Origin of the sequence: Methanocaldococcus vulcanius M7, from assembly GCF_000024625.1 — an archaeon.
GTDB classification, from domain to species: Archaea; AGJL01; Methanococci; order Methanococcales; family Methanocaldococcaceae; genus Methanocaldococcus; species Methanocaldococcus vulcanius.
This window is the reverse complement of sequence record NC_013407.1, coordinates 1619966-1639813: the sequence shown is the minus strand read 5'-3', so window position 1 is coordinate 1639813 and position 19848 is coordinate 1619966. Positions and strand designations below refer to the sequence as shown.

25 protein-coding genes and 3 tRNA genes are annotated in these 19848 nt (G+C 31.9%); 21 read left to right on the top strand and 7 right to left on the bottom strand.

Features of this window, described 5'->3' with window-relative positions:
• Positions 1-151: 151 nt before the first annotated feature.
• The 13 genes from METVU_RS08120 to METVU_RS08060 all read left to right on the top strand — a co-directional run bounded on the left by METVU_RS08120 (position 152) and on the right by METVU_RS08060 (position 5728).
• Positions 152-237, top strand: a tRNA-Ser gene (locus METVU_RS08120).
• A gap of 83 nt (positions 238-320) precedes the next feature.
• Positions 321-773: a 30S ribosomal protein S13 gene (locus METVU_RS08115; protein ID WP_048197116.1), complete on the top strand. Its 453-nt coding sequence runs from the start codon at positions 321-323 to the stop codon at positions 771-773.
• 136 nt (positions 774-909) lie between these two features.
• Positions 910-1470 carry a 30S ribosomal protein S4 gene (locus tag METVU_RS08110; protein WP_015733708.1) on the top strand — a complete coding sequence of 187 codons (561 nt, stop codon included), beginning with the start codon at positions 910-912 and terminating at the stop codon, positions 1468-1470.
• A 48-nt stretch (positions 1471-1518) separates the two neighbouring features.
• Positions 1519-1908, top strand: a complete 390-nt coding sequence (locus METVU_RS08105; protein ID WP_015733707.1) for a 30S ribosomal protein S11 — start codon at positions 1519-1521, stop codon at positions 1906-1908.
• Positions 1909-1921: 13 nt separating this feature from the next.
• The gene (locus METVU_RS08100; RefSeq protein WP_015733706.1) at positions 1922-2497 is read left to right on the top strand and encodes a DNA-directed RNA polymerase subunit D; all 576 of its coding nucleotides are present in this window, start codon (positions 1922-1924) and stop codon (positions 2495-2497) included.
• A 33-nt stretch (positions 2498-2530) separates the two neighbouring features.
• Positions 2531-2893, top strand: a complete 363-nt coding sequence (locus METVU_RS08095) for a 50S ribosomal protein L18e (protein WP_015733705.1) — start codon at positions 2531-2533, stop codon at positions 2891-2893.
• A 15-nt stretch (positions 2894-2908) separates the two neighbouring features.
• A complete protein-coding gene (locus tag METVU_RS08090) occupies positions 2909-3322 on the top strand; it encodes a 50S ribosomal protein L13 (RefSeq protein WP_015733704.1) in 414 nt (137 codons plus the stop codon).
• Positions 3323-3331: 9 nt separating this feature from the next.
• Positions 3332-3739, top strand: a complete 408-nt coding sequence (locus tag METVU_RS08085; RefSeq protein ID WP_015733703.1) for a 30S ribosomal protein S9 — start codon at positions 3332-3334, stop codon at positions 3737-3739.
• Between the two features lie 84 nt (positions 3740-3823).
• Complete coding sequence (locus METVU_RS08080; protein ID WP_015733702.1) at positions 3824-4045, top strand: DNA-directed RNA polymerase subunit N; 222 nt, start codon at positions 3824-3826, stop codon at positions 4043-4045.
• Positions 4046-4090: 45 nt separating this feature from the next.
• Positions 4091-4167, top strand: a tRNA-Pro gene (locus tag METVU_RS08075).
• Between the two features lie 62 nt (positions 4168-4229).
• The gene (locus tag METVU_RS08070; RefSeq protein ID WP_015733701.1) at positions 4230-4400 is read left to right on the top strand and encodes a DNA-directed RNA polymerase subunit K; all 171 of its coding nucleotides are present in this window, start codon (positions 4230-4232) and stop codon (positions 4398-4400) included.
• A 32-nt stretch (positions 4401-4432) separates the two neighbouring features.
• Positions 4433-5377 carry a hypothetical protein gene (locus METVU_RS08065; protein ID WP_015733700.1) on the top strand — a complete coding sequence of 315 codons (945 nt, stop codon included), beginning with the start codon at positions 4433-4435 and terminating at the stop codon, positions 5375-5377.
• Between the two features lie 162 nt (positions 5378-5539).
• Positions 5540-5728: a 4Fe-4S dicluster domain-containing protein gene (locus tag METVU_RS08060; RefSeq protein ID WP_015733699.1), complete on the top strand. Its 189-nt coding sequence runs from the start codon at positions 5540-5542 to the stop codon at positions 5726-5728.
• 236 nt (positions 5729-5964) lie between these two features.
• Here METVU_RS08060 and METVU_RS08055 read toward each other — a convergent pair whose 3' ends face one another.
• Positions 5965-6210, bottom strand: coding sequence for a HypC/HybG/HupF family hydrogenase formation chaperone (locus METVU_RS08055; RefSeq protein ID WP_015733698.1), 246 nt, complete (start codon positions 6208-6210; stop codon positions 5965-5967).
• 425 nt (positions 6211-6635) lie between these two features.
• Between METVU_RS08055 and eno the strand changes: the two genes are divergently transcribed.
• Positions 6636-7958: a phosphopyruvate hydratase gene (gene eno, locus METVU_RS08050; RefSeq protein ID WP_211204353.1), complete on the top strand. Its 1323-nt coding sequence runs from the start codon at positions 6636-6638 to the stop codon at positions 7956-7958.
• 106 nt (positions 7959-8064) lie between these two features.
• Positions 8065-9318, top strand: a complete 1254-nt coding sequence (locus METVU_RS08045; RefSeq protein ID WP_015733696.1) for a TldD/PmbA family protein — start codon at positions 8065-8067, stop codon at positions 9316-9318.
• Here the strand turns inward: METVU_RS08045 and METVU_RS08040 are convergent.
• The gene (locus METVU_RS08040; RefSeq protein ID WP_015733695.1) at positions 9315-10427 is read right to left on the bottom strand and encodes a hypothetical protein; all 1113 of its coding nucleotides are present in this window, start codon (positions 10425-10427) and stop codon (positions 9315-9317) included. The two genes, METVU_RS08045 and METVU_RS08040, sit on opposite strands and share 4 nt — an antisense overlap.
• 218 nt (positions 10428-10645) lie before the next feature.
• Between METVU_RS08040 and METVU_RS08035 the strand changes: the two genes are divergently transcribed.
• Entirely contained in the window at positions 10646-10888 is a 243-nt protein-coding gene (locus tag METVU_RS08035) for a hypothetical protein (protein WP_015733694.1), read from the top strand.
• A 4-nt stretch (positions 10889-10892) separates the two neighbouring features.
• Positions 10893-11180 (top strand): ArsR/SmtB family transcription factor, encoded by a 288-nt coding sequence (locus METVU_RS08030; RefSeq protein WP_015733693.1) that lies wholly within the window; start codon positions 10893-10895, stop codon positions 11178-11180.
• Between the two features lie 101 nt (positions 11181-11281).
• On the opposite strand, the gene glyS is transcribed toward METVU_RS08030, so the two are convergent.
• Together glyS and METVU_RS08020 are read right to left on the bottom strand one after the other, a co-directional pair.
• Entirely contained in the window at positions 11282-13009 is a 1728-nt protein-coding gene (glyS, locus tag METVU_RS08025; protein ID WP_015733692.1) for a glycine--tRNA ligase, read from the bottom strand.
• 190 nt (positions 13010-13199) lie between these two features.
• Positions 13200-14081, bottom strand: a complete 882-nt coding sequence (locus METVU_RS08020; protein WP_015733691.1) for a triphosphoribosyl-dephospho-CoA synthase — start codon at positions 14079-14081, stop codon at positions 13200-13202.
• Positions 14082-14166: 85 nt separating this feature from the next.
• Between METVU_RS08020 and METVU_RS08015 the strand changes: the two genes are divergently transcribed.
• Positions 14167-14709 carry a hypothetical protein gene (locus tag METVU_RS08015; protein WP_015733690.1) on the top strand — a complete coding sequence of 181 codons (543 nt, stop codon included), beginning with the start codon at positions 14167-14169 and terminating at the stop codon, positions 14707-14709.
• A 14-nt stretch (positions 14710-14723) separates the two neighbouring features.
• Here METVU_RS08015 and METVU_RS08010 read toward each other — a convergent pair whose 3' ends face one another.
• The 3 genes from METVU_RS08010 to METVU_RS08000 all read right to left on the bottom strand — a co-directional run bounded on the left by METVU_RS08010 (position 14724) and on the right by METVU_RS08000 (position 16601).
• Positions 14724-15299, bottom strand: a complete 576-nt coding sequence (locus tag METVU_RS08010; protein WP_015733689.1) for an XTP/dITP diphosphatase — start codon at positions 15297-15299, stop codon at positions 14724-14726.
• Between the two features lie 176 nt (positions 15300-15475).
• Positions 15476-16267: an endonuclease NucS gene (nucS, locus tag METVU_RS08005; protein ID WP_015733688.1), complete on the bottom strand. Its 792-nt coding sequence runs from the start codon at positions 16265-16267 to the stop codon at positions 15476-15478.
• Positions 16268-16516: 249 nt separating this feature from the next.
• Positions 16517-16601 (bottom strand) — tRNA-Leu (locus tag METVU_RS08000).
• A gap of 141 nt (positions 16602-16742) precedes the next feature.
• Here METVU_RS08000 and METVU_RS07995 point away from each other — a divergent pair.
• The 3 genes from METVU_RS07995 (at position 16743) to METVU_RS07985 (ending at position 19818) form a co-directional block, all read left to right on the top strand.
• Positions 16743-17279: a DUF531 domain-containing protein gene (locus METVU_RS07995; RefSeq protein ID WP_015733687.1), complete on the top strand. Its 537-nt coding sequence runs from the start codon at positions 16743-16745 to the stop codon at positions 17277-17279.
• A 125-nt stretch (positions 17280-17404) separates the two neighbouring features.
• Complete coding sequence (ahaH, locus tag METVU_RS07990) at positions 17405-17719, top strand: ATP synthase archaeal subunit H (protein WP_015733686.1); 315 nt, start codon at positions 17405-17407, stop codon at positions 17717-17719.
• A 32-nt stretch (positions 17720-17751) separates the two neighbouring features.
• Complete coding sequence (locus METVU_RS07985) at positions 17752-19818, top strand: V-type ATP synthase subunit I (protein WP_015733685.1); 2067 nt, start codon at positions 17752-17754, stop codon at positions 19816-19818.
• The last annotated feature ends 30 nt before the right edge of the window (positions 19819-19848 follow it).

Sequence of the window (19848 nt, the reverse complement as noted above, 5' to 3'; positions counted from 1 at the left end):
CACCCAAAAAAATTTAATAAAAAGTTATAAATCGCAGAAAACACAATCTGTCTATGATAATTAAAAATACATAGAAAGAATAAAAATAAAAAATAATAAATAATAAAACAAAAACTATAACGTCATGATTTGGTAGGTTGTAATATTTGGAGCGGAGGTAGCCAAGCCCGGCTACGGCGTGGGACTGGAAATCCCATGGGGCTTTGCCCCGCGGGGGTTCAAATCCCCCCCTCCGCGTCAGTTCTTTTTATTATTTTATTTATTTCAATTTAAATTCTGCAAAACACGAAGATTATGGAGGTGCAACCTTGACAGAGAATATCCAAAATACTGAATTTAAATATTTAGTTAGAGTTTCAAGAACAGATATTGATGGAAACAAGAAGTTGATAATGGCTCTCCAAGATATTTATGGTGTTGGAGAGGCAATGGCAAGGGCAATAGTAAGAGTTGCAAAATTAGATCCTGATAAATTGGCAGGGTATTTAACAGAGGAAGAAATCAAAAAAATCGAAGAGGTTTTGATAGATCCTGCAAAATTTGGAATTCCTTCATGGATGTTCAACAGAAGGAAGGATTACATCACTGGAGAAGATAAACACGTAATAGAAAGCGATCTGATGATTATAAAACAAGAAGATATAAACAGATTGAAGAGAATTAGATGTTATAGAGGAATTAGGCACGAACTTGGATTACCATGTAGAGGACAGAGAACAAAGAGTACATTTAGAAGAGGTCCAACAGTTGGGGTCTCAAGAAGGAAAAAATAAACAAATAAACTTAAACCCATATAATTTTTTACAATTAGTTAATTTTAACTACGTAGATTCTTATGTAATAATTTAAAATTCTGATTTATAATTAAACGTAATTAAAAGCGAATTAAAAACATAATAAGGTGATTAGATGGGAGATCCAAGAAGAAGATTTAAGAAGAGTTATGAAACACCTAACCACCCATGGATCAAAGATAGAATAGAAAGAGAAAAAGAGTTATGTAAAAAATATGGTTTAAGAAGGAAAAGAGAGGTCTGGAAGGCAGAAACAATTTTAAGAAAATATAGAAGACAGGCAAGAAGATTAATTAGTGATAGAACAGAACAGGGAGCTAAAGAGGCAGTTCAGCTCTTCAACGTTCTGAGAAAATATGGTATATTAAAAATAGAAGATCCTACTCTTGATGATGTTTTATCTTTAACAGTTGAGGACATTTTAGAGAGAAGATTACAAACACTTGTATTTAGAAAAGGATTAGCAAGAACACCAAGACAAGCAAGACAGTTAATAATTCATAGACATATTGCAGTTGATGGAAGAGTAGTTACCTCTCCAAGTTATATGGTAAGTGTTGAAGAAGAAGATAAAATAGGTTATGCTAAAAACTCTCCATTTAATGATAACAATCATCCCGAAAGCTCTAAAATTATAGGATTAATAGAGACAGAAACACAAGAGGCCGAAAACTAATTTCTCTGAAAAAGAGAGGGCATACAAACAATAGAAAGGTGAAATTACATGGCAGAGCAGAAAAAAGAAAAATGGGGAATAATTCACATTTATTCATCATATAACAACACGATAATTCACGCAACAGATATAACAGGAGCAGAAACAATTGCAAGAATCTCAGGAGGTATGGTTACAAGAAACCAGAGGGATGAAGGATCTCCTTACGCAGCAATGCAGGCAGCTTTCAAATTGGCAGAAGTTTTAAAAGAGAGGGGGATTGAAAACATACACATCAAAGTTAGAGCTCCCGGAGGGAGTGGACAGAAAAACCCAGGACCTGGGGCTCAGGCAGCTATTAGGGCATTGGCAAGAGCTGGATTGAGAATAGGAAGAATAGAAGACGTAACTCCAGTTCCACATGATGGAACTACGCCAAAGAAGAGATTTAAAAAGTAAGCGGTGATAATCTTTGATTACAATCAAAGAGAAGAAAAAAACAAGAATAGGGGAGGAATTTATTTTTTCTTTAAAAGCCCCCATATCCTTTTCTAATGCTATTAGGAGAATAATGATTTCTGAAGTCCCAACCTTTGCAATTGAAGATGTTTATATATATGAAAACTCATCATCAATGGACGATGAAATTTTAGCTCATAGATTGGGTTTAATTCCAATTAAAGGTAAACCCCTGCTTGATACTGAAATTATAACATTTACCTTAGAAAAAGAAGGTCCTTGCACGGTCTATTCATCCGATTTAAAATCCGAAAACGGAGAAGTTGCCTTTAAAAATATACCAATAGTCAAATTAGGAAAAGGGCAGAGAATAAAAATTGAATGTGAAGCAGTTCCAGGTATTGGGAAGGTTCACGCTAAATGGCAACCATGTAATGCTGTCTATAAACAGTTGAGTGAAGATGAGGTTGAGTTTTTTGTAGAGACCTTTGGGCAGATTGATGCAGAGCAGATATTAAAAGAGGCAGTCAAAATACTTAGGGATAAGGCAGATTCTTTCTTACAACAACTGGAAACGATAGAGCAATAAAAATTTTAAAACTTAAAAAACACGGTGAGAGTGATGAAAAAGATAATGGCCACAAATCCAAGATTGGTTAAGTTAATTGAAACGTTAAAGCAAGAAAGCTACAAGAATCAAGTAAAGATTTGGAAAGATATTGCAAGAAGATTAGCAAAACCAAGAAGAAGGAGAGCAGAAGTTAATTTAAGTAAAATAAACAGATATACAAAAGAAGGGGATGTTGTTTTGGTTCCAGGAAAGGTTTTAGGTGCTGGAAAATTAGACCATAAAGTTGTTGTTGCTGCTTTCTCATTCAGTGAAACAGCTAAAAAATTAATTGAAGAGAAAGGAGGAGAGGCAATAACCATTGAAGAATTAATAAAGAAAAATCCAAAAGGATCTAACGTAAAAATTATGGCATAAACACGGTGATAGGTTATGGTAGTAATAGATGCAGAAGGAGCGGTTTTGGGAAGATTGGCTTCTGAGGTTGCTAAAAGAGCTTTAAGAGGAGAAGAGTTGATAATAGTAAATGCAGAAAAAGTTATTATCTCAGGTAATAAGGACTGGATTATAAAAACCTATCGAGAAGAAAGAGAAAAGAAAAACGTAGCAAATCCAAGAAGATTCGGGCCAAAATTTCCAAGAAGACCTGATGACATACTGAGAAGAACAATCAGAAAAATGCTTCCATACAAAAAGGCAAAAGGAAGAGAAGCATTTAAAAGAGTTAAGGTCTATGTTGGTAATCCAAAGAATTTAACTGTGGATGAAAAAATAAACCACAACTTAAACACAACCAAGTATATGACCTTAGCTGAGTTAAGTAAACACTTGGGAGCGAAATTCTGAGGTGATTAAATGGGAAAAATTGTTATAACAGTTGGTAAAAGAAAGAGAGCAATTGCGAGAGCGGTAGCAAGAGAAGGTAAAGGAAGAATTAGAGTAAATAAAATACCAATTGAGTTGATAGAGCCAAAATATAAAAGAATGAAATTAATGGAGCCGATTTTCCTTGCTGAAGGATACATTGATCAGATAGACATTGACGTTACAGTTAAAGGCGGAGGAATAATGGGTCAGATGGATGCGGTAAGAACCGCGATAGGAAAGGCAATTGTTGAATTTACAGGAAGTAAAGAGTTGAGAGATAAGTTCTTGGCTTATGATAGAACATTGTTAGTTAGCGATGCAAGGAGAACAGAACCACACAAACCAAGTAGATCTACAAAAGGTCCAAGAGCAAAAAGACAAAAATCATACAGATAATTTGCTTACATTTCGCGTTCTTTTATCTTTTTGTATTGAATTTTATTGAATGTTTTGGATTTGGTTTTTTTGAGGTGAAATAATATGATGTTTCCCATTAGATGCTTTTCTTGTGGAAATGTTATTGCCGAAGTTTTCGAAGAATATAAAGAAAGAGTTTTAAAAGGAGAAGATCCAAAAAAAGTTCTTGATGACTTGGGAATAAAAAAATACTGTTGTAGAAGAATGTTTGTTTCCTATAGGATAGGAGAAGGTGGAAGAGAAATTATAGATGAGATTATAGCCCATGACGAAAGATATTTATAACTTCAAATCAAAGTAAGCAATGCATAATCTATTAACTTTTAATGAGGGGCCGTGGGGTAGCCTGGTTATCCTGTGCGCTTGGGGGGCGTGCGACCCGGGTTCAAGTCCCGGCGGCCCCACCAATTATTTTACATAAATAGATTTTTATGCTTTAAAAGTTGAAGTTTCTTCTGAGGTGGTTGTTTTGCGACTAACCAAGTTTGAAATTGCGAGAATACTTGGAGCGAGAAGTTTACAAATTTCAGATGGAGCATATGCAACAATAAAAACAACGTGCGATAGTTCACTCAAAATAGCATACGAAGAGATAAAGCAAGAAAAAGTTCCTTTAAAACCAGTTAGACCAAAAATGTAAAATCTTTTTTAATATCTCCTGAGGTGGAGTAATTGACAAATGTTATTATTGAAAAGATCACTGCAAAGGAAGTTTTTAAAGGAGGAAGGATCAAAGTTATGATCACAACTATGACAAACGTTTCTGTTGGGTATGATATAATTGAAATTGAGGATCCAAAAGGAGCAATTGCAGATGTTGAAAATGTTATTGCTCCTGAGATCGTTGGATATCCTGCAACAGATATTGATTTTATTGATTCCTTAATTTGTGAGACATCCTCCATTGATCCAAAAGTTGCATGCGGAATCTCTATTAGTGTAGCAAGATCCGCCTCTAACAGTTTAGACATTCCTTTATTTAAATTTCTTGGAGGGGCTTTAACAACCGATCTGCCAATTGTTTCATCGGCAATACTTGTGGATAAAAATAAAAATGAGTTAATTCCAATAGTAATGGCTGAATCAGTTGAAGAGTTAGTTCACTTTTACCTAAAAGTTAAAGATAAGCTTTCAAAAAAATACGATATTGAAAATATTAGTGGAGCTTTTGTTTGTAAAGATATATTCGAGGAAGTTGAGGATATTAGGACAATAATTGATGAAATAAAGGAAGATGAGGATTTAGATATTCTCTTAGGTTTAAAATCTAAAAAAGATATAGTAAAAAACAGAGATCTATCTGAGATCGATTATTTAGAAGTAGAAGAACCTTGTGAGTTTGATGGGTTATTGTGTACTGATAGTATCTATGAAGAGAGCGATTTCGTTAAGATAAATCCCTATGAGATTGGAACAATAACGGAGATGAACTACTATATAAATTACATATTTGAGAAGGCATTATCTCCTGTAATATATGGAAACAACTCCTCATTTTCACATATAGCAGTTGGATTCAAGGTTCCATTTTTGAGAGCAGATCTCTCCTCCAACGTTTTAAATGAGGTTTGGAATATTGAAAGAACAATAGTTAATCCAAATATAAGAAGATTCTAAATTCGTTATTTTTTCATAAAATAGTCCTGTTTTTCTTTCCGATAGTTTTTTATATGTCAACTGTTGATGTAGCATATATAAAAATTAAAAAGAATACAAAAACTCATATAAACCATACTAAATTCTAAATACCAATACCATAAACCTAAAAGAGGTGAAAAAATGGCAGTAACAATCGATTACAATCTATGTAAGGGAGCTGAGTGTGCTGAGTGTGCAAACAACTGCCCAATGGAGGTCTTTGAAATTGATGGGGATAAAGTTGTTGTAGCAAGACCTGATGACTGCACCTACTGCGGTGTTTGTGAAGATGTATGCCCAACAGGAGCTGTAAAAGTAGAACCAGAATAAGAAAAATGTAAATCTTTTTAAGATTTAATTAATTTTTTTATTTTTTTAAAAGATTTTAAAGATTTTAAACTTTTGTCTTTATCCAATTTGAAGAATATAATAAAAATTATAAAGATAAAAAAGAAAGTAAGAGTTAAGAATATATAAAATTATCCTCATTCCTAATCTTTTTTTTATTTTTATTTTTTTGTGATACTAACTGTCTTATCATTATAAATAATGGATATAAAATGGTTTTATTCCATTTCTTCAAGGGCTTTAAATAATTCATCCCAAGCTTCTAAGCTTAGTTTTGCATCCTCCTCATTTAAAACTTCCAACGCATAGCCCGTGTGTATTAATATGTAATCTCCAATTTTTACTTCCTTATCAAGCAATGTTAACTTTGCCTTTTGTTTCACACCTTTATATTCTGCAATCGCATATTTTTCTCCATCCTCTTCAATGATCTCAATAACCTTACAAGGAATTGCTAAACACATAAATATTTCACCTTTTTTAGACCCATAACTTTTTTATTCTTTTTTATTTTTAATATTATATAAATTACATTATAAAATTTTATAAAATTTTATTTTATTCTTATAATTTATTTTTATTGCTAAACACATAAATATTTCACCTTTTTTAGACCCATAACTTTTTTATTCTTTTTTATTTTTAATATTATATAAATTACATTATAAAATTTTATAAAATTTTATTTTATTCTTATAATTTATTTTTTATGATTTTTATATCTACTATAATTTCCGTTTTTCCAAAATAATAATCACATGCAAATATATTAATATCTCGTATATTGGTATGTTAATATTCTATTGCTAACAATACACTGGCTATCTATGTAAATTTACAAATGTTTAATAAAACTTTTTAAAGTTGAAAGTTTAATATTTAGTTTAAAATGAATGTTATTTTAACAAAATCTTATACAGGTGGTAGATTGTTATACAATGTAGATGAGAGATTTGAGATTAAAGATCTAATCGCGAGAGAGGTTATCGATTCGAGAGGAAATCCAACAGTAGAGGTTGAGGTTATAACAAAAGGAAACGGCTATGGATCTGCAATAGTGCCAAGTGGTGCTTCAACGGGATCACACGAGGCGTTAGAATTGAGAGATAAACAGAAGAGATTTGGAGGGAAAGGGGTTTTAATGGCTGTTGAGAACGTGAATTCGATAATTAAGCCAGAGATTTTGGGATACGATGCAAGAATGCAAAGAGAAATAGATACAATAATGATAGAGTTGGATGGAACTCCAAATAAATCAAGATTAGGAGCTAACGCTATATTAGCAGTTTCATTAGCAGTGGCAAAAGCAGCGGCAGCAACGGCAAAAATTCCACTTTATAAATATCTTGGAGGATTTAACTCCTATGTCATGCCAGTTCCGATGATGAATGTAATAAATGGAGGAAAACATGCGGGAAATGATCTTGATCTTCAAGAGTTCATGATAATGCCTGTAGGAGCTACATCCATTTCTGAAGCTATAAGAATGGGATCTGAGGTTTATCACACTTTAAAAAGTGTTATAATTGAGAAATATGGAAAAAATGCTGCAAATGTTGGAGATGAAGGAGGTTTTGCTCCTCCTTTAAAAACTGCAAGGGAGGCATTAGATCTATTAACTGAAAGTGTTAAAAAAGCAGGATATGAAGATGAAATCGTCTTTGCATTAGATCCTGCTGCTTCAGAATTCTATAAAGATGGTTATTATCATGTAGAAGGTAAGAAATTGACAAGAGAAGAACTGTTGGAGTATTATAAAGCATTAGTTGAGGAGTATCCAATTGTATCTATTGAAGATCCATTCCACGAAGAGGATTTCGAGGGTTTTGCACTTATTACCAAAGAGTTGGATATACAAATAGTTGGAGATGACATATTTGTTACAAATGCTGAAAGATTGAGAAAAGGAATAGAAATGGGGGCAGCAAACGCTCTACTCTTGAAAGTCAATCAAATTGGAACCCTAAGTGAGGCAGTTGATTCTGCAAACTTGGCTTTTAGAAATGGTTATGGGGTTGTTGTTTCACACAGGAGTGGAGAGACAGAGGATACAACAATAGCTGATTTAGCAGTTGCTTTGAACTCGGGACAGATAAAAACAGGAGCTCCAGCAAGAGGGGAGAGAACGGCTAAATATAATCAATTAATAAGGATAGAGCAGGAATTAGGATTAAGTAAATATGCAGGTAGAAAGTTTAGGTGTCCATTCTAACTTTTTACATTATTTACGTTAATTATTTACTTTAATATACTTTTAAATAATTAAAAATTAATTTTTTTATTTTTTAATTTCTGATCTGCCAACTTTGGTGAAAATAATGGAAGCGGATATTGAAAAATTGATAAAGATTGGAGAGAAAGAGGGATTCGAAACGGAAGTTTTTTTTGTTAAATCTTACAGTGATAGTGTTGATCTGGATGGAAAGAGTGTGGATTGCTTCCAATCTGGCGTTTCCTATGGTTTAGGAGTTAGGGTTTTAAAAGATGGAAAAGTTGGATTTGCATATGCAAATAAATTCGATGAAGATATTGTCTATAAGGCAATAAAAAATGTTGTAGAGGATAAATATGTTGAATTTGCCGAACCTCAAAAATATAGGGAAGTAAAAGGAATATTCTGCAAAAATGTTTTAGATCTAAGTGAAGATGAATTGTTAGATAATCTTATAGTTATGAGAGATATTGCTCTTGAAAATGGTGCTACTGTTTTAAGTGGAGGGGTTGATAGAGCAAGAGTTTATGAAAGAATAGTTAACTCTAACGGAGTGGATGTAGAGGAAGAAAGCACGTATTTTTCAGCTTCAATTTTTATAATGTATGAAGGAGAGACATCCTATGAAGGAAAAACCTTACATGATGTATTTAATGTAGAGGAAATTAGTCATAAAGCATTAGAATTGGCTAAAAAATCTTCAAATGGTAAAGAATTTCATTATAAAGGAACTATTGTTTTATCTCCAAGAGCATTGAATAATTTGCTTTCATATACATTAATGCCGGCTTTTAGTGCTGAGAATGTTCAAAGAGGTAGAAGTATTTTAAGAGGAAAAATTGGAGAGCAGATTTTCAGTGAAAATATAACGATAATAGATGATGGAACATTAGATAACGCTTTAAACTCTTCAAAATTTGACGGAGAAGGAACGGCAACGCAGAGAACCATTTTAGTTGAGAACGGAGTTTTAAAAAACTATTTGTATGATATAAAAAGATCTAAAAAAGAAGGAAAATCATCTACTGGAAATGCTTCGAGAAGTTATCAAACCCTCCCTTATATCTCCCCAACAAACTTTATAATAGAAGAAACAAATACTTCTCTTGAAGATCTCGAAGAATATATTTTTGTAAATGGAATTATAGGATCCCACACGTCTAATCCAATAACTGGGGACTTTGCAGTGGAGATACAAAATTCCTTCTATTATAAAGACGGAGAAATTGTTCCAATTAAAAGAGGAATGTTTGGAGGAAATATATTTGAAATGCTTAAAGATGCTCTGCCATTAAAAGATTCTGAACAGAGAGGAAAATTAATTTCTCCACCAGTGGCTTTTAAAGGAGAAATTGTTTAACCCTGCTTTTTAATATTTTTCAATGGTTTAATTATATTTAGCATGTTTTTAACTGCAAATATTATAAAATCCTCTTCTGACTGAAAAAAACCTTCAACCACCATAGTTTTTATATCCTCGTAGCAGTTTTTGGGGAAGGATATATTGAGAACAATATTATCATTTTCTTTTTTATTATTGTCTTTTTCTTTTTTTGATACACTTTCAACTGATTTTTTAGTTAGAACAATATCTTTTAAGATTTTTCCAGATTCAAATATCCTACCATCAAAATTTTGATAAAGAATATTTATTTTTATTTCTTTGTTCTCTAAAATATCGTGATAATAAATTATATTTAATTTTATGTTTTTATAATCCGTTTTTTCTCTAAGGTAGAGGATTGGAGCAACATAATTAATTTTATATTGATTCTTTTTTAACCATTCTAAAATATAAGGAGCATATTTAAAAAAATTAAATAAAAATCTTGGAACATTCTTTGTTTGTTTATTTTTAATTTCAAATATGCAAAGTATATCATCTAAAACCCCAATTGCGTCAAATTCGCATAGAATATTTACTTTTTGTTTTATAACCTCTACAATTGCAAAATTTCTATGGATAGTTTTACCTCTCCATAATTTTTTTAAATTTTCTATCATCGGGGCTTCGTAATAAATTCTATCTGTGGGTTTAAAATCTTTTAAGAGAATTATTCTTCTGTCTTTCTCTTGAATTTGATATACAATCTTCCCGTTTAGATTTGGTATTTTTTGTGAAGTTTTTGGTAGATTATCTTTTTGTAGTGAGAGATTGTTTAACAGATCTTCGATACTTTGGGCTAATAGAAAATACTCTTTCTGTATGACTTTTGATTGTTTTATATTTTTAAAAAGAATTTCCCTTAATGTTTTTAATATCGTTTCTTTGGATTGTGGAAAAATTATTCCATCTCTAATTTCATCTACAATATCATTTATGCTGTCGTTTAAAAGATCTTCTCCAATATACAGTAGTACTTTGTCTTCTTTATCATCTTTAACAATTATTCCTCCATTAACTTTGATAATTCGAATGATCCCTTCTTTGTGGAGTAGAGATAATATCTTATATATTAATTCCTCCATTTTATCTCCCCTTAACACGAGGTCTTTGCACCTAATTACTTTATAATTATCTTTATATATTTTTATTTTTACTCTGCGGTTGTCTGTTTTTAATTAAGGTTATAAATAGTTAAGAGAAAATTAAAAATAATAGAATAATAAATAAAAAAAAACAAAAAATAAAATTCGAAAATAAAATTATAAAACAATTGACAACTTTAAAGTTTTTAGGTGAAAAAATGCCCATGGGTTTTGCTCTTCACTATGTAGGAACTGAAGGGACTGTTAGTCCATTTTATAGCATATTGTGGATGGTTATCTTAATTTTAGTTATTGCTGTTGTTGTCTATATATTAATTGCTCCATTGAAGAGACAATCTCCCTCATTAGATAACGAAAAACTTGTAAAAATAGAGAAGGATGTTGAGGAGATAAAAGAGATAGTTAAGGAGTTGAAAAAGAAATGGGAAGAAATCGAGTGATTTTATGAAGTTGATAGATATTGTTAAAATGGGTGATGCATTGTCCAACCCAATACGTATAAAAATTCTCTACATTTTAAATGAACAACCAAGAAACATTTACGAATTAGCAAAAGAGTTAGAACTGTCGAGACCAGTTGTCTATGCCCATCTTAGAAAACTTGAGGAGGCAAACTTAGTAGAGAGTGATTTGGTGTTAGAAGGAAGTAGAGCAAAGAGGATATATAAAGCAAGAGATTTTAAATTCTGCATAGATAATGAAACAATAAAAAAACTTTTTGAGGAAAAATAAACAGAAAAAAGTAAAATATATTAAAATATTAAAATAAAAATTAAAATAAATAAGGACTATATAATTAATTACCTCATATAAAATAGATAAAATTGAAATCATTATACCTTGCTTTTTAGATACTCAACTAACTCCTCAATGTGTATTCTAACCTGCTCTCTTGTATTTCTCTCTCTAATTGTTATAGTCCCATCTTTCAATGTTTGTCCATCTACTGTTATACAGAATGGAACTCCAATCTCGTCAGCCCTCATGTATCTCCTCCCAATAGCTCCACTGTCATCATACTCAGCTATAATGCCATTTTCTCTTAACATCTGTTCTATTTCCTTAGCTATTTTTGGCATATCATCCTTATTAACTAACGGCAGAACATAGGCCTTTATAGGGGCGACTGATGGCTTCAAGTCCAAATAAACTCTATCCTCTTCTTCCCTATAAGCGTGTTCTAATAAGCAGTAGGTAATTCTATCAATTCCATAGGATGGCTCTATAACGTGAGGAATAACCTTCTCCCCCTTAATAACTTTTTTAACCTTTTTAATTTCAACATAATCCTTTAAAATCTCAAAGTCCTTTCCATCAATGTTTATTATTACCTTTCCATCCTTTTCAATGCTTTTAACAAACTCTTCTTTCTCTTTTTCACTTAAATTGTTTATATATTCCTCAATTGCCTTTGTATCTTTCTTAAATATCTTTCCAACAACCTTATAATTTAGATTTATTTCAAATGTCTCGATCTCTCTTTCTTCATCAAGTTCAACAAATATCGAAAGCTCAACTCCGCTATGTGAAGAGTGGCTTCTTAAATCATAGTCAGTTCTATCAGCAATTCCAACACACTCAATCCATCCAAACCTCTCTGTATATATCTCAGCATCCCAGCAGTCGATAGCATAGTGAGCCATCTCATTTGGTAAGTGCTGTCTAAATCTAATCTTATCTTTATCAATTCCAATCTCTTCCAAAAACCTCTTTGTTAAGGCAATAAAGTAGGCAATTGTTTGATGTCTTATAATTCCCTTTTCTACTGCTTCTTCAATGCTCATTTTGAGTATCTTTTCATCATCTTTTAGGTTTTCATCCATCTGCCTTTCAGAAGGTAAGAGAGGAACAACTTCATCCTTAATCAAATCAAATCTCTCATGTTCCTTTCTCTCTGGATGGACAAAGTATTCAACCTCTGCCTGAGTGAATTCTCTCAGTCGAATAACTCCCTGTCTTGGAGAAATCTCATTTCTATAACTTTTACCAATCTGAATTACACCAAATGGCAACTTATTTCTGAAAAATTGAGCTAACCTCCTAAACTGTATAAATATTCCCTGCGCTGTTTCAGGTCTCATATAACCAGTTCTCTTTCCTCCTGGCCCTATAGAAGTAACAAACATCAAGTTGAATTTCTTAACCTCTCCAAGCTCTCCTCCACACTTTGGACACCTTATATTATGTTTTCTAATCAACTCTTCCAAGTCCTTTAATGTTTTTCCTTCTGTATCTACATCTACAAACTCTTCAATTAGATGATCTGCTCTAAACGACTCTAAGCAGTTTTTACATTCAACAATTGGGTCTGTAAAATTATCAACGTGCCCAGATGCTTTTAAAACTTCGTAAGGAGTTACAGTAGGGCTCTCAATCTCATAAAATCCTTCTTTAATAATATATTGCTCTCTAAACTTTGATATGATGTTATTTTTTAATAAACATCCTAAAGGACCGTAATCAACAAATCCTGCAATTCCTCCATAAATCTCAAATGAACTCCATAAATAACCTCTTCTTTTTGCTAAATCCATAATCTTTTCATAAATATCTTTTTCCACGATCTCACCTGAATGATCATTTTAATGGTTTATGGTTATTTTAGTAAATTTACACCTCCGAGCGAAGCGGAGATGTGGTAGTAATAATAATGGAAAGATTATTTACCAAAGTATCGTCTCTCCCTTATCTATCCTATCCAATATAAATATCATTAAACGAAACTTTTGAAAAAGTTTCATCAAAACATTTTTACCATAAAACCGTTTCCCCTTTATCTATCCTGTCCAATATAAATATCATCAATGATGAAGCAATTAAATCAGCAGTTGTTCCGGGGTTTAATTTATTACCATCCTTTGATAAATATCTATCAAACTCTTTAACCTTCTCTTCAGTAAAGTTATTTAATACATCTTCAGCCATTTTAGAAACTTTTAAGGCAGTTTCAAAACCTCTCTTTCTTGCGATTAATGTATCAGGATATTTAGCCAATAGGTTTAAAAATGTTTTTGTTATGGCTAAGTTGATGTTGTTGAACTCTTTATAATACTTTTTTAATAAATTGTAGCCCTCAAATGAGATTTTAAAGTTATCAACCCATTCTTTGCTTATATTATCCCATTCTGCGGATATTTTATAAACATCTAAGAGAGTTAAATTTTTTTCAATAAGTTCCTTTTTCGCTTCTTCGGAATTAACGTCAGGACCTTTCTTTGGTTTATTAACATAAGCCATTGCTATATTTATAGCATCATAGACATTTAAGGCATCTTCAACAGTTGTATTTTCAGCAATTTTCTTTAAATTCTCTTTTAATTTATTTTCATTAAAATTTTTTAATTTTCCGGCAGCCATTGCTATGGGAATGTGTAGCATTATAATGCCTAAGTTTGCATTAGTTGGAGACCATTTTTTACTCTCAATAACTGCCTTTTTTATGTATAAGCCAACATCCTTATCTTTTTGAGATGCTTCATAAATAACATTTCCAAATGCAATTCCAGAGTTTATGAAGTGATGGTATTTTATATCCTTATAGTCCCTATTCCTATGAACATTTCCCGGCTTAAAGGAACTAACCTCTAAGCAACAGGCAATTTGAGATGCCTTCATAACATCAAAGGGATTCACACTATCACCAAAATTTTTATATATTTAGGGAAATATGGATGAATAAGGAGATCTTCTGTTTAAAAGTTTTTGGGGGAGGGGTATAATGGATATGGTAAATGTATTAGGGGATGCAATATATCTATATGTGGGGTTTTTATTGGTAATTTTAGGACTGGCTCCAATATATTTAATATTTTTCAAATTACCAAAATTGGAGGTTAAAAAAATAAGGGAAGAGGTTATCTCTCAATACTATGATAATCTTAAAAATATAATGCCATCAGTATTTAATCAGCTCTTGATATTATTTTTAGCCATTGGGATTATAATAGGTCTCTTCCTATACTTTCTTACAAAGTCCTTTTTAATGCTTATTTCTCCAATTGCGTGTATGTTCTTTGTCCTGTATGTGGCTGGAATTAAGAAGTATCCTGTCTACATATACAAGAATGGCTTTTACTTTAATGGAATATATACGTGGAAAGGGTTTAGTGGTTATGCAAAAATAGGAGATAAAATAAGATTAATTGGAAAGAGGGGGATAACAGTTGATATGTATTTAAGAGATGTTGATGGAAAAGTAGAGAGAATCTTAAAAGAATCGTTAAAAATAAAAAACAATAAAAAGATTGGGAATATTTGCTAAATTTTTGCCAATTTTTAATTTTTGTCTTTTCTTTTTAATAGGTCGCTTAATAGAAACTTTTTAAATTCTTCAAAAGCTTTTTTTCTATGCGATATTTTGCTTTTTTCTTCCGTAGTCATTTCTGCAAAAGTTCTGTTTTCTCCTTCTGGGATAAAAATACTATCATAAGCAAATCCATAGCCCTTACTTCTAATTTCCCTGCTGACTTGTCCTTTAACAACGCCCTTGAATAATTTAACTCCATTTTCATCGCAATAACCAATAACTGTTTTAAAATAGGCATTTCTATTATCTTTATCTTCTAAAAGTTTTAAAATTCCTTCATTTCCAATTGTTTCTTGAACAAATTTTGAATATGTTCCTGGAAATCCATCCAATACCTCAACAAAAAACCCACTATCTTCCACAATAACTGGCTTTTTTAATATATTATAAACCCATTTTGCCCCGAATTCAGCAACTTCTTCTAAACTCCCTTGTATCTCTGGATACTCAATATTTACTCTTTCTAATTCCACATTTAAATCTTTTAAAATAATCTTTGCTTCTTTAATTTTATTTAAATTTCCGGTAGCAAAATAGATCTTCATTCTTTTCACCAATACGGCAAATTGATTTAATAATAGGTGTCCCCCCAGATTAACACCCTCTATCATCCTAAGCCCTGCTATGTCAAGAGGGCTAACCCACTGGGGGGTTGATAGTTATTATATGATTTTATTTATTTTAATTTTTTCTATTTTTTTCTTTTTCTGTGTTAAGTTAGTTATAACCATTCATCTAAAATTGCTATTTTGTTAATTGTATTATGTTTCTTATTTAATTTTTTACTAAGCGTTTGATCTTTTTTAGGAGGAGTTAACTTTTTAAATTCTAAATTTTCTGATTTTAGAAGATTTAAAGCACCAGTAGTTAATGAAGGGGCTACCAAAATTCCCCTAACTCTTTTTTCTCCGTATTTGCTTTTAAAATATTCGACGTATCTTTTTAACTGAGAGACAGATTGTAGATCGGCTCTTCGTCTTTTTAACTCTAAAATGACCCAATTATTATTTTCGTCTTTTCCGAGTATGTCAATTATTCCAGTAGGGATTTGATACTCCTTAGATAACGGTTTAAATCCCTCCTCAATTAACTTGGGATTTTTAAATATCATATCTACCATATCTCCTTCGCTGCCTGTTAGATTTAATTCTTCATAGTCCTCACACTTAAAAGCGCAGGCATGATACACTTCATAAACAATTATCTCTAAAACTTCTCTTGGTTTTTTCCTAATACTTCTTATAATAAATTGTTTATTTTCAATTTTGTAGGATATTGAGCTCCCTGAAGGTTGCCAATTAACTGGTTCTCTTTTTTTATTTTTGTGAATTAGGAGCGATCCATCAGGTTTTATCATGATGATTCGATCTCCTTCATTTAGGGTGCTCTTTGCTCTTCCGTCATATATTACGCTACATCTTGATAGTAAAATAATTACTGAATCATAGATATGCTCTTTAATAAAATTTACTAAATTTTTAATATCCGGCTTATGTAAAAAGTGGACTTTCACTACCCTCACCTGTATTTTTGGATCGTTTTAATTTAATTTAAATCTGTAAATTTAAAATAATCAATTATTTTGACATTTAAAAATATAAAACACATGTAAAAATGAAATAACTTCAAAAAGAAATTTAAAATAACGTTAAAATCCAACAACTGTGTTAAATTAAAATAAAAAATTAAACGTGAATAAACGTAAATTAACAATAATAAATTAATAACAAAACAAAATATATTACTAATAAAATCAAAATAGTGCAGGGGAGGGGATTTGAACCCCCGAACCCCTTCGGGACCGGATCTTAAGTCCGGCGCCTTTGGCCAGGCTTGGCGACCCCTGCACCGCAAGCGAATTATAGAATGGGAAAACTACTATATATACTTTTCGGTTTAGTGCAAAGGTTAAATATATATTAATAACTTCCTCCATAAATTATAAATCCTATATATATGGGAAAGTTGTTTCCGTCTCGAGGTAGATCATGAAAAAACTTAAACGAATGACGGTTATATTATACAACTCATACGATAAACTTAGGTGGCATGAAGCACACAAAAGGGCAATAGCAAGAGCAGCTCCGATATGTTATGCATACGACTGCAACATGGCTATAATGGACTTTCCATGCAGTATGGAAGATATTTTAAATATAAAAACAACTATTGGAAGCTCAGGAAAATACTTAGAACAACTTATAGATGAAAATAGATTTTTTATAGTGGATAAATTCCTACCTCAATTTGGAGTTCCAATCGCTTCAACATCTAAACCCGAAGAAACAAAGAAGATCTCTCCTCAAGATGTTGCCAACCTACTAAATAAAAAACCTGTTGGGATTTATATTGGTCTTGGACGACATGGACTTCCTAAAGATATTATGAAAACCTCCGTATATCATCTTGATATAACGGAGAAAAATATTTCATTAGAGACATGCACGGCGATAGGAGCCATCCCTGCCAAGATACACACTATTACACAATTACAATTAAAAAGTTTAGAGATTAAAAAGTTATGATGAGAAATTAAATAAAATCCCAATAAGAATTAGTAATTAAGAATTAATAAAATAAAAATTAAAATAAAAAATTTTATATACTCAACCTATTTTAAAATAATACAATATAACCGTTAGGTGGAATCATGAGCGTTAGTGTTATGGAAGCAATAAAGGAAGTGAAGTTAGCTGAAGAGGAAGCAGTTAAAGAAATTGAAGAAGCAAAGAGCAAAGCAGAACAAATAAAAGCAGAGGCAATTGAAGAAGCAAAGAAATTGATCTTAGAGGTTGAAGAAGAAGCAAAAAAACTTGTAGAGGAGATGATTAAAAAAGCAGAAGAAGAAGCAAAAAAAGAAGCAGAGAAGATAATTGCTGAAACTGAGAAGGAGATAAAGGAAATAATGTCCATTGCAAAGGTTAAAATACTCTCATTGAAACTATCAGAGATCCTTGAAATTTAATTAAAAAGGTGATTTTAGTGAGACCCGTAAGGATGAAGAAGTTAAAAGCGGTGATATTGGATGAAAAAATTGACAGTGTTGTAAGAAGTTTGCACGAAGAAGGGATCGTAGAGATCTGCGATCTCTCTGAAAAATTAGAAAATGTAGAATGGAAAACACTGTTATCCCCTTCACCATCAGCTGATTATGTTAGAAATGTTACCTCACTAATGATTAAAGCAGGTAGAATTTTGGATATGTTTTCAAGCGTTAATAAAAAAGAAACGAGCATAAAAGATCTTTTAAATCCTAAACCAGTAGAAAAAAAGAAGGTTTCGTTTAAAAGTTATGAAGAAGTTATAAATTATGTTGAAGATATTCTCAGCAAAGTAAGTTCAGAGGTTGATGAGCCAGCTGAAAAACTTGCAGAACTCGACAATAAGAAATCAAAATTATTGCAATTAAAAGAACAAATATCCTACCTAAACGGCTTAGAATTTGATCTCAAATACTTGGGTGCAGGACCTTATGTATTTATAGGAACAGGAAGCGTTCCAAAAGAAAAAACTGCACATTTAAAAGATGAACTTGAAAAAGTTGCAGATGGATATGTAGATGTATTTTTCGGCTCAGAATTTGAAAAAGATAAAAAAATTAGAGTCCCATTGGTATTTATCACCTTAAAAGAAAAACTCGAAGATGTTTTATCTGAACTTAGAAAATTTGAATTTGAAAAATACGATATAAGTGGAGTAGAAGGAACTCCAACAGAGGCATTATCAAAAATCGAAAGTGAATTAAAATCTATCGACGCAGAGAGAAATAGTTTAATAGAAAAATTAAAATCATTAGCTGAAAAATGGGAGAAAGAGTTATTAGCTGTCTATGAATTGTTATCAATAGAAAAAGCGAGAGGAGATGCTTATTCACAATTTGGTAAAACAAAAAGGACATACTACTTAGAAGCATACGTTCCAGCAAGAGATGCAGAAAAAGCAAAAAATATCATTGAAAATTCAGCTGAGGGCTTTGCATTCGTTGAGATAAGTGAACCAGACGAGCCAGAAGAGAAGATACCTGTATTGTTAGACAATCCAAAACCAGTTAAACCATTTGAGATGCTCACAGAGATGTATGCATTACCAAAATACAACGAAGTTGATCCAACATTGTTATTAGTCCCTGGCTTCCTGCTATTCTATGGAATTATGCTAACTGATGCAGTTTATGGATTATTCTTAACCTTAATCGGGTTATTCATCTGGAAAAAAATTGGAAAAGTTAACGAAGGGGCAAGCAAACTCGGTTATATCTTGACATTAGCAGGAATTGCAACAATAATAATGGGTATAATAACAGGCGGATATTTAGGGGACTTTACTTATGAATTCTTTGGATTTGATATAACACAAACACCTTTCGCACTTGTTAACCCACTTGGAGAAAGCTTCTACATAAACAGTAAACATGCCCTATTCTCTCTCGGAGGAATAAGCGTAACTAACGGGCCAATGGCAATACTTGTATTTTCCATATTCATAGGATTGGTTCACTTATTGGTTGGATTATGTGTTGGATTTAAGGAGAATATCAGTAGAGGAAATGTTGGAGATGCATTTATCAATCAAGGGATATGGATTCTTCTAATTCTTTCAATATTTATAGGAATTGGGTTGATGTTTGCAGGAGCAAGTTCATTGGTAGCAGGAGGGATAATTGGAATCTTTGTATTATTAGCGATCTTAGCTTCAATGTATAAAGGTTATAAAAGCGGAGGAATAATGGAGTCAATACTTGGAGCAATGGACATAACCGGATTCTTAGGAAACGTTTTATCCTATGCAAGATTGCTGGCTCTATGTTTAGCAACTGGTGGTTTGGCAATGGCTGTAAACATAATGGCAAAACTTGTCAATGAATCTGTTCCAATAGTTGGAATCATAATCGCTATCCTGATATTGATTGTAGGACACATGTTCAACTTTGTGATGAATGGATTGGGAGCATTTATTCACTCCTTAAGATTGCACTACGTTGAATTCTTCAGCCAATTTTATGAAGGAGGAGGTAGAAGATTTAATCCATTTAAAGCAAATAGAGAATACACCACAACCGCTTAACTCAACATAATAACCTTTTAAATACCCTTT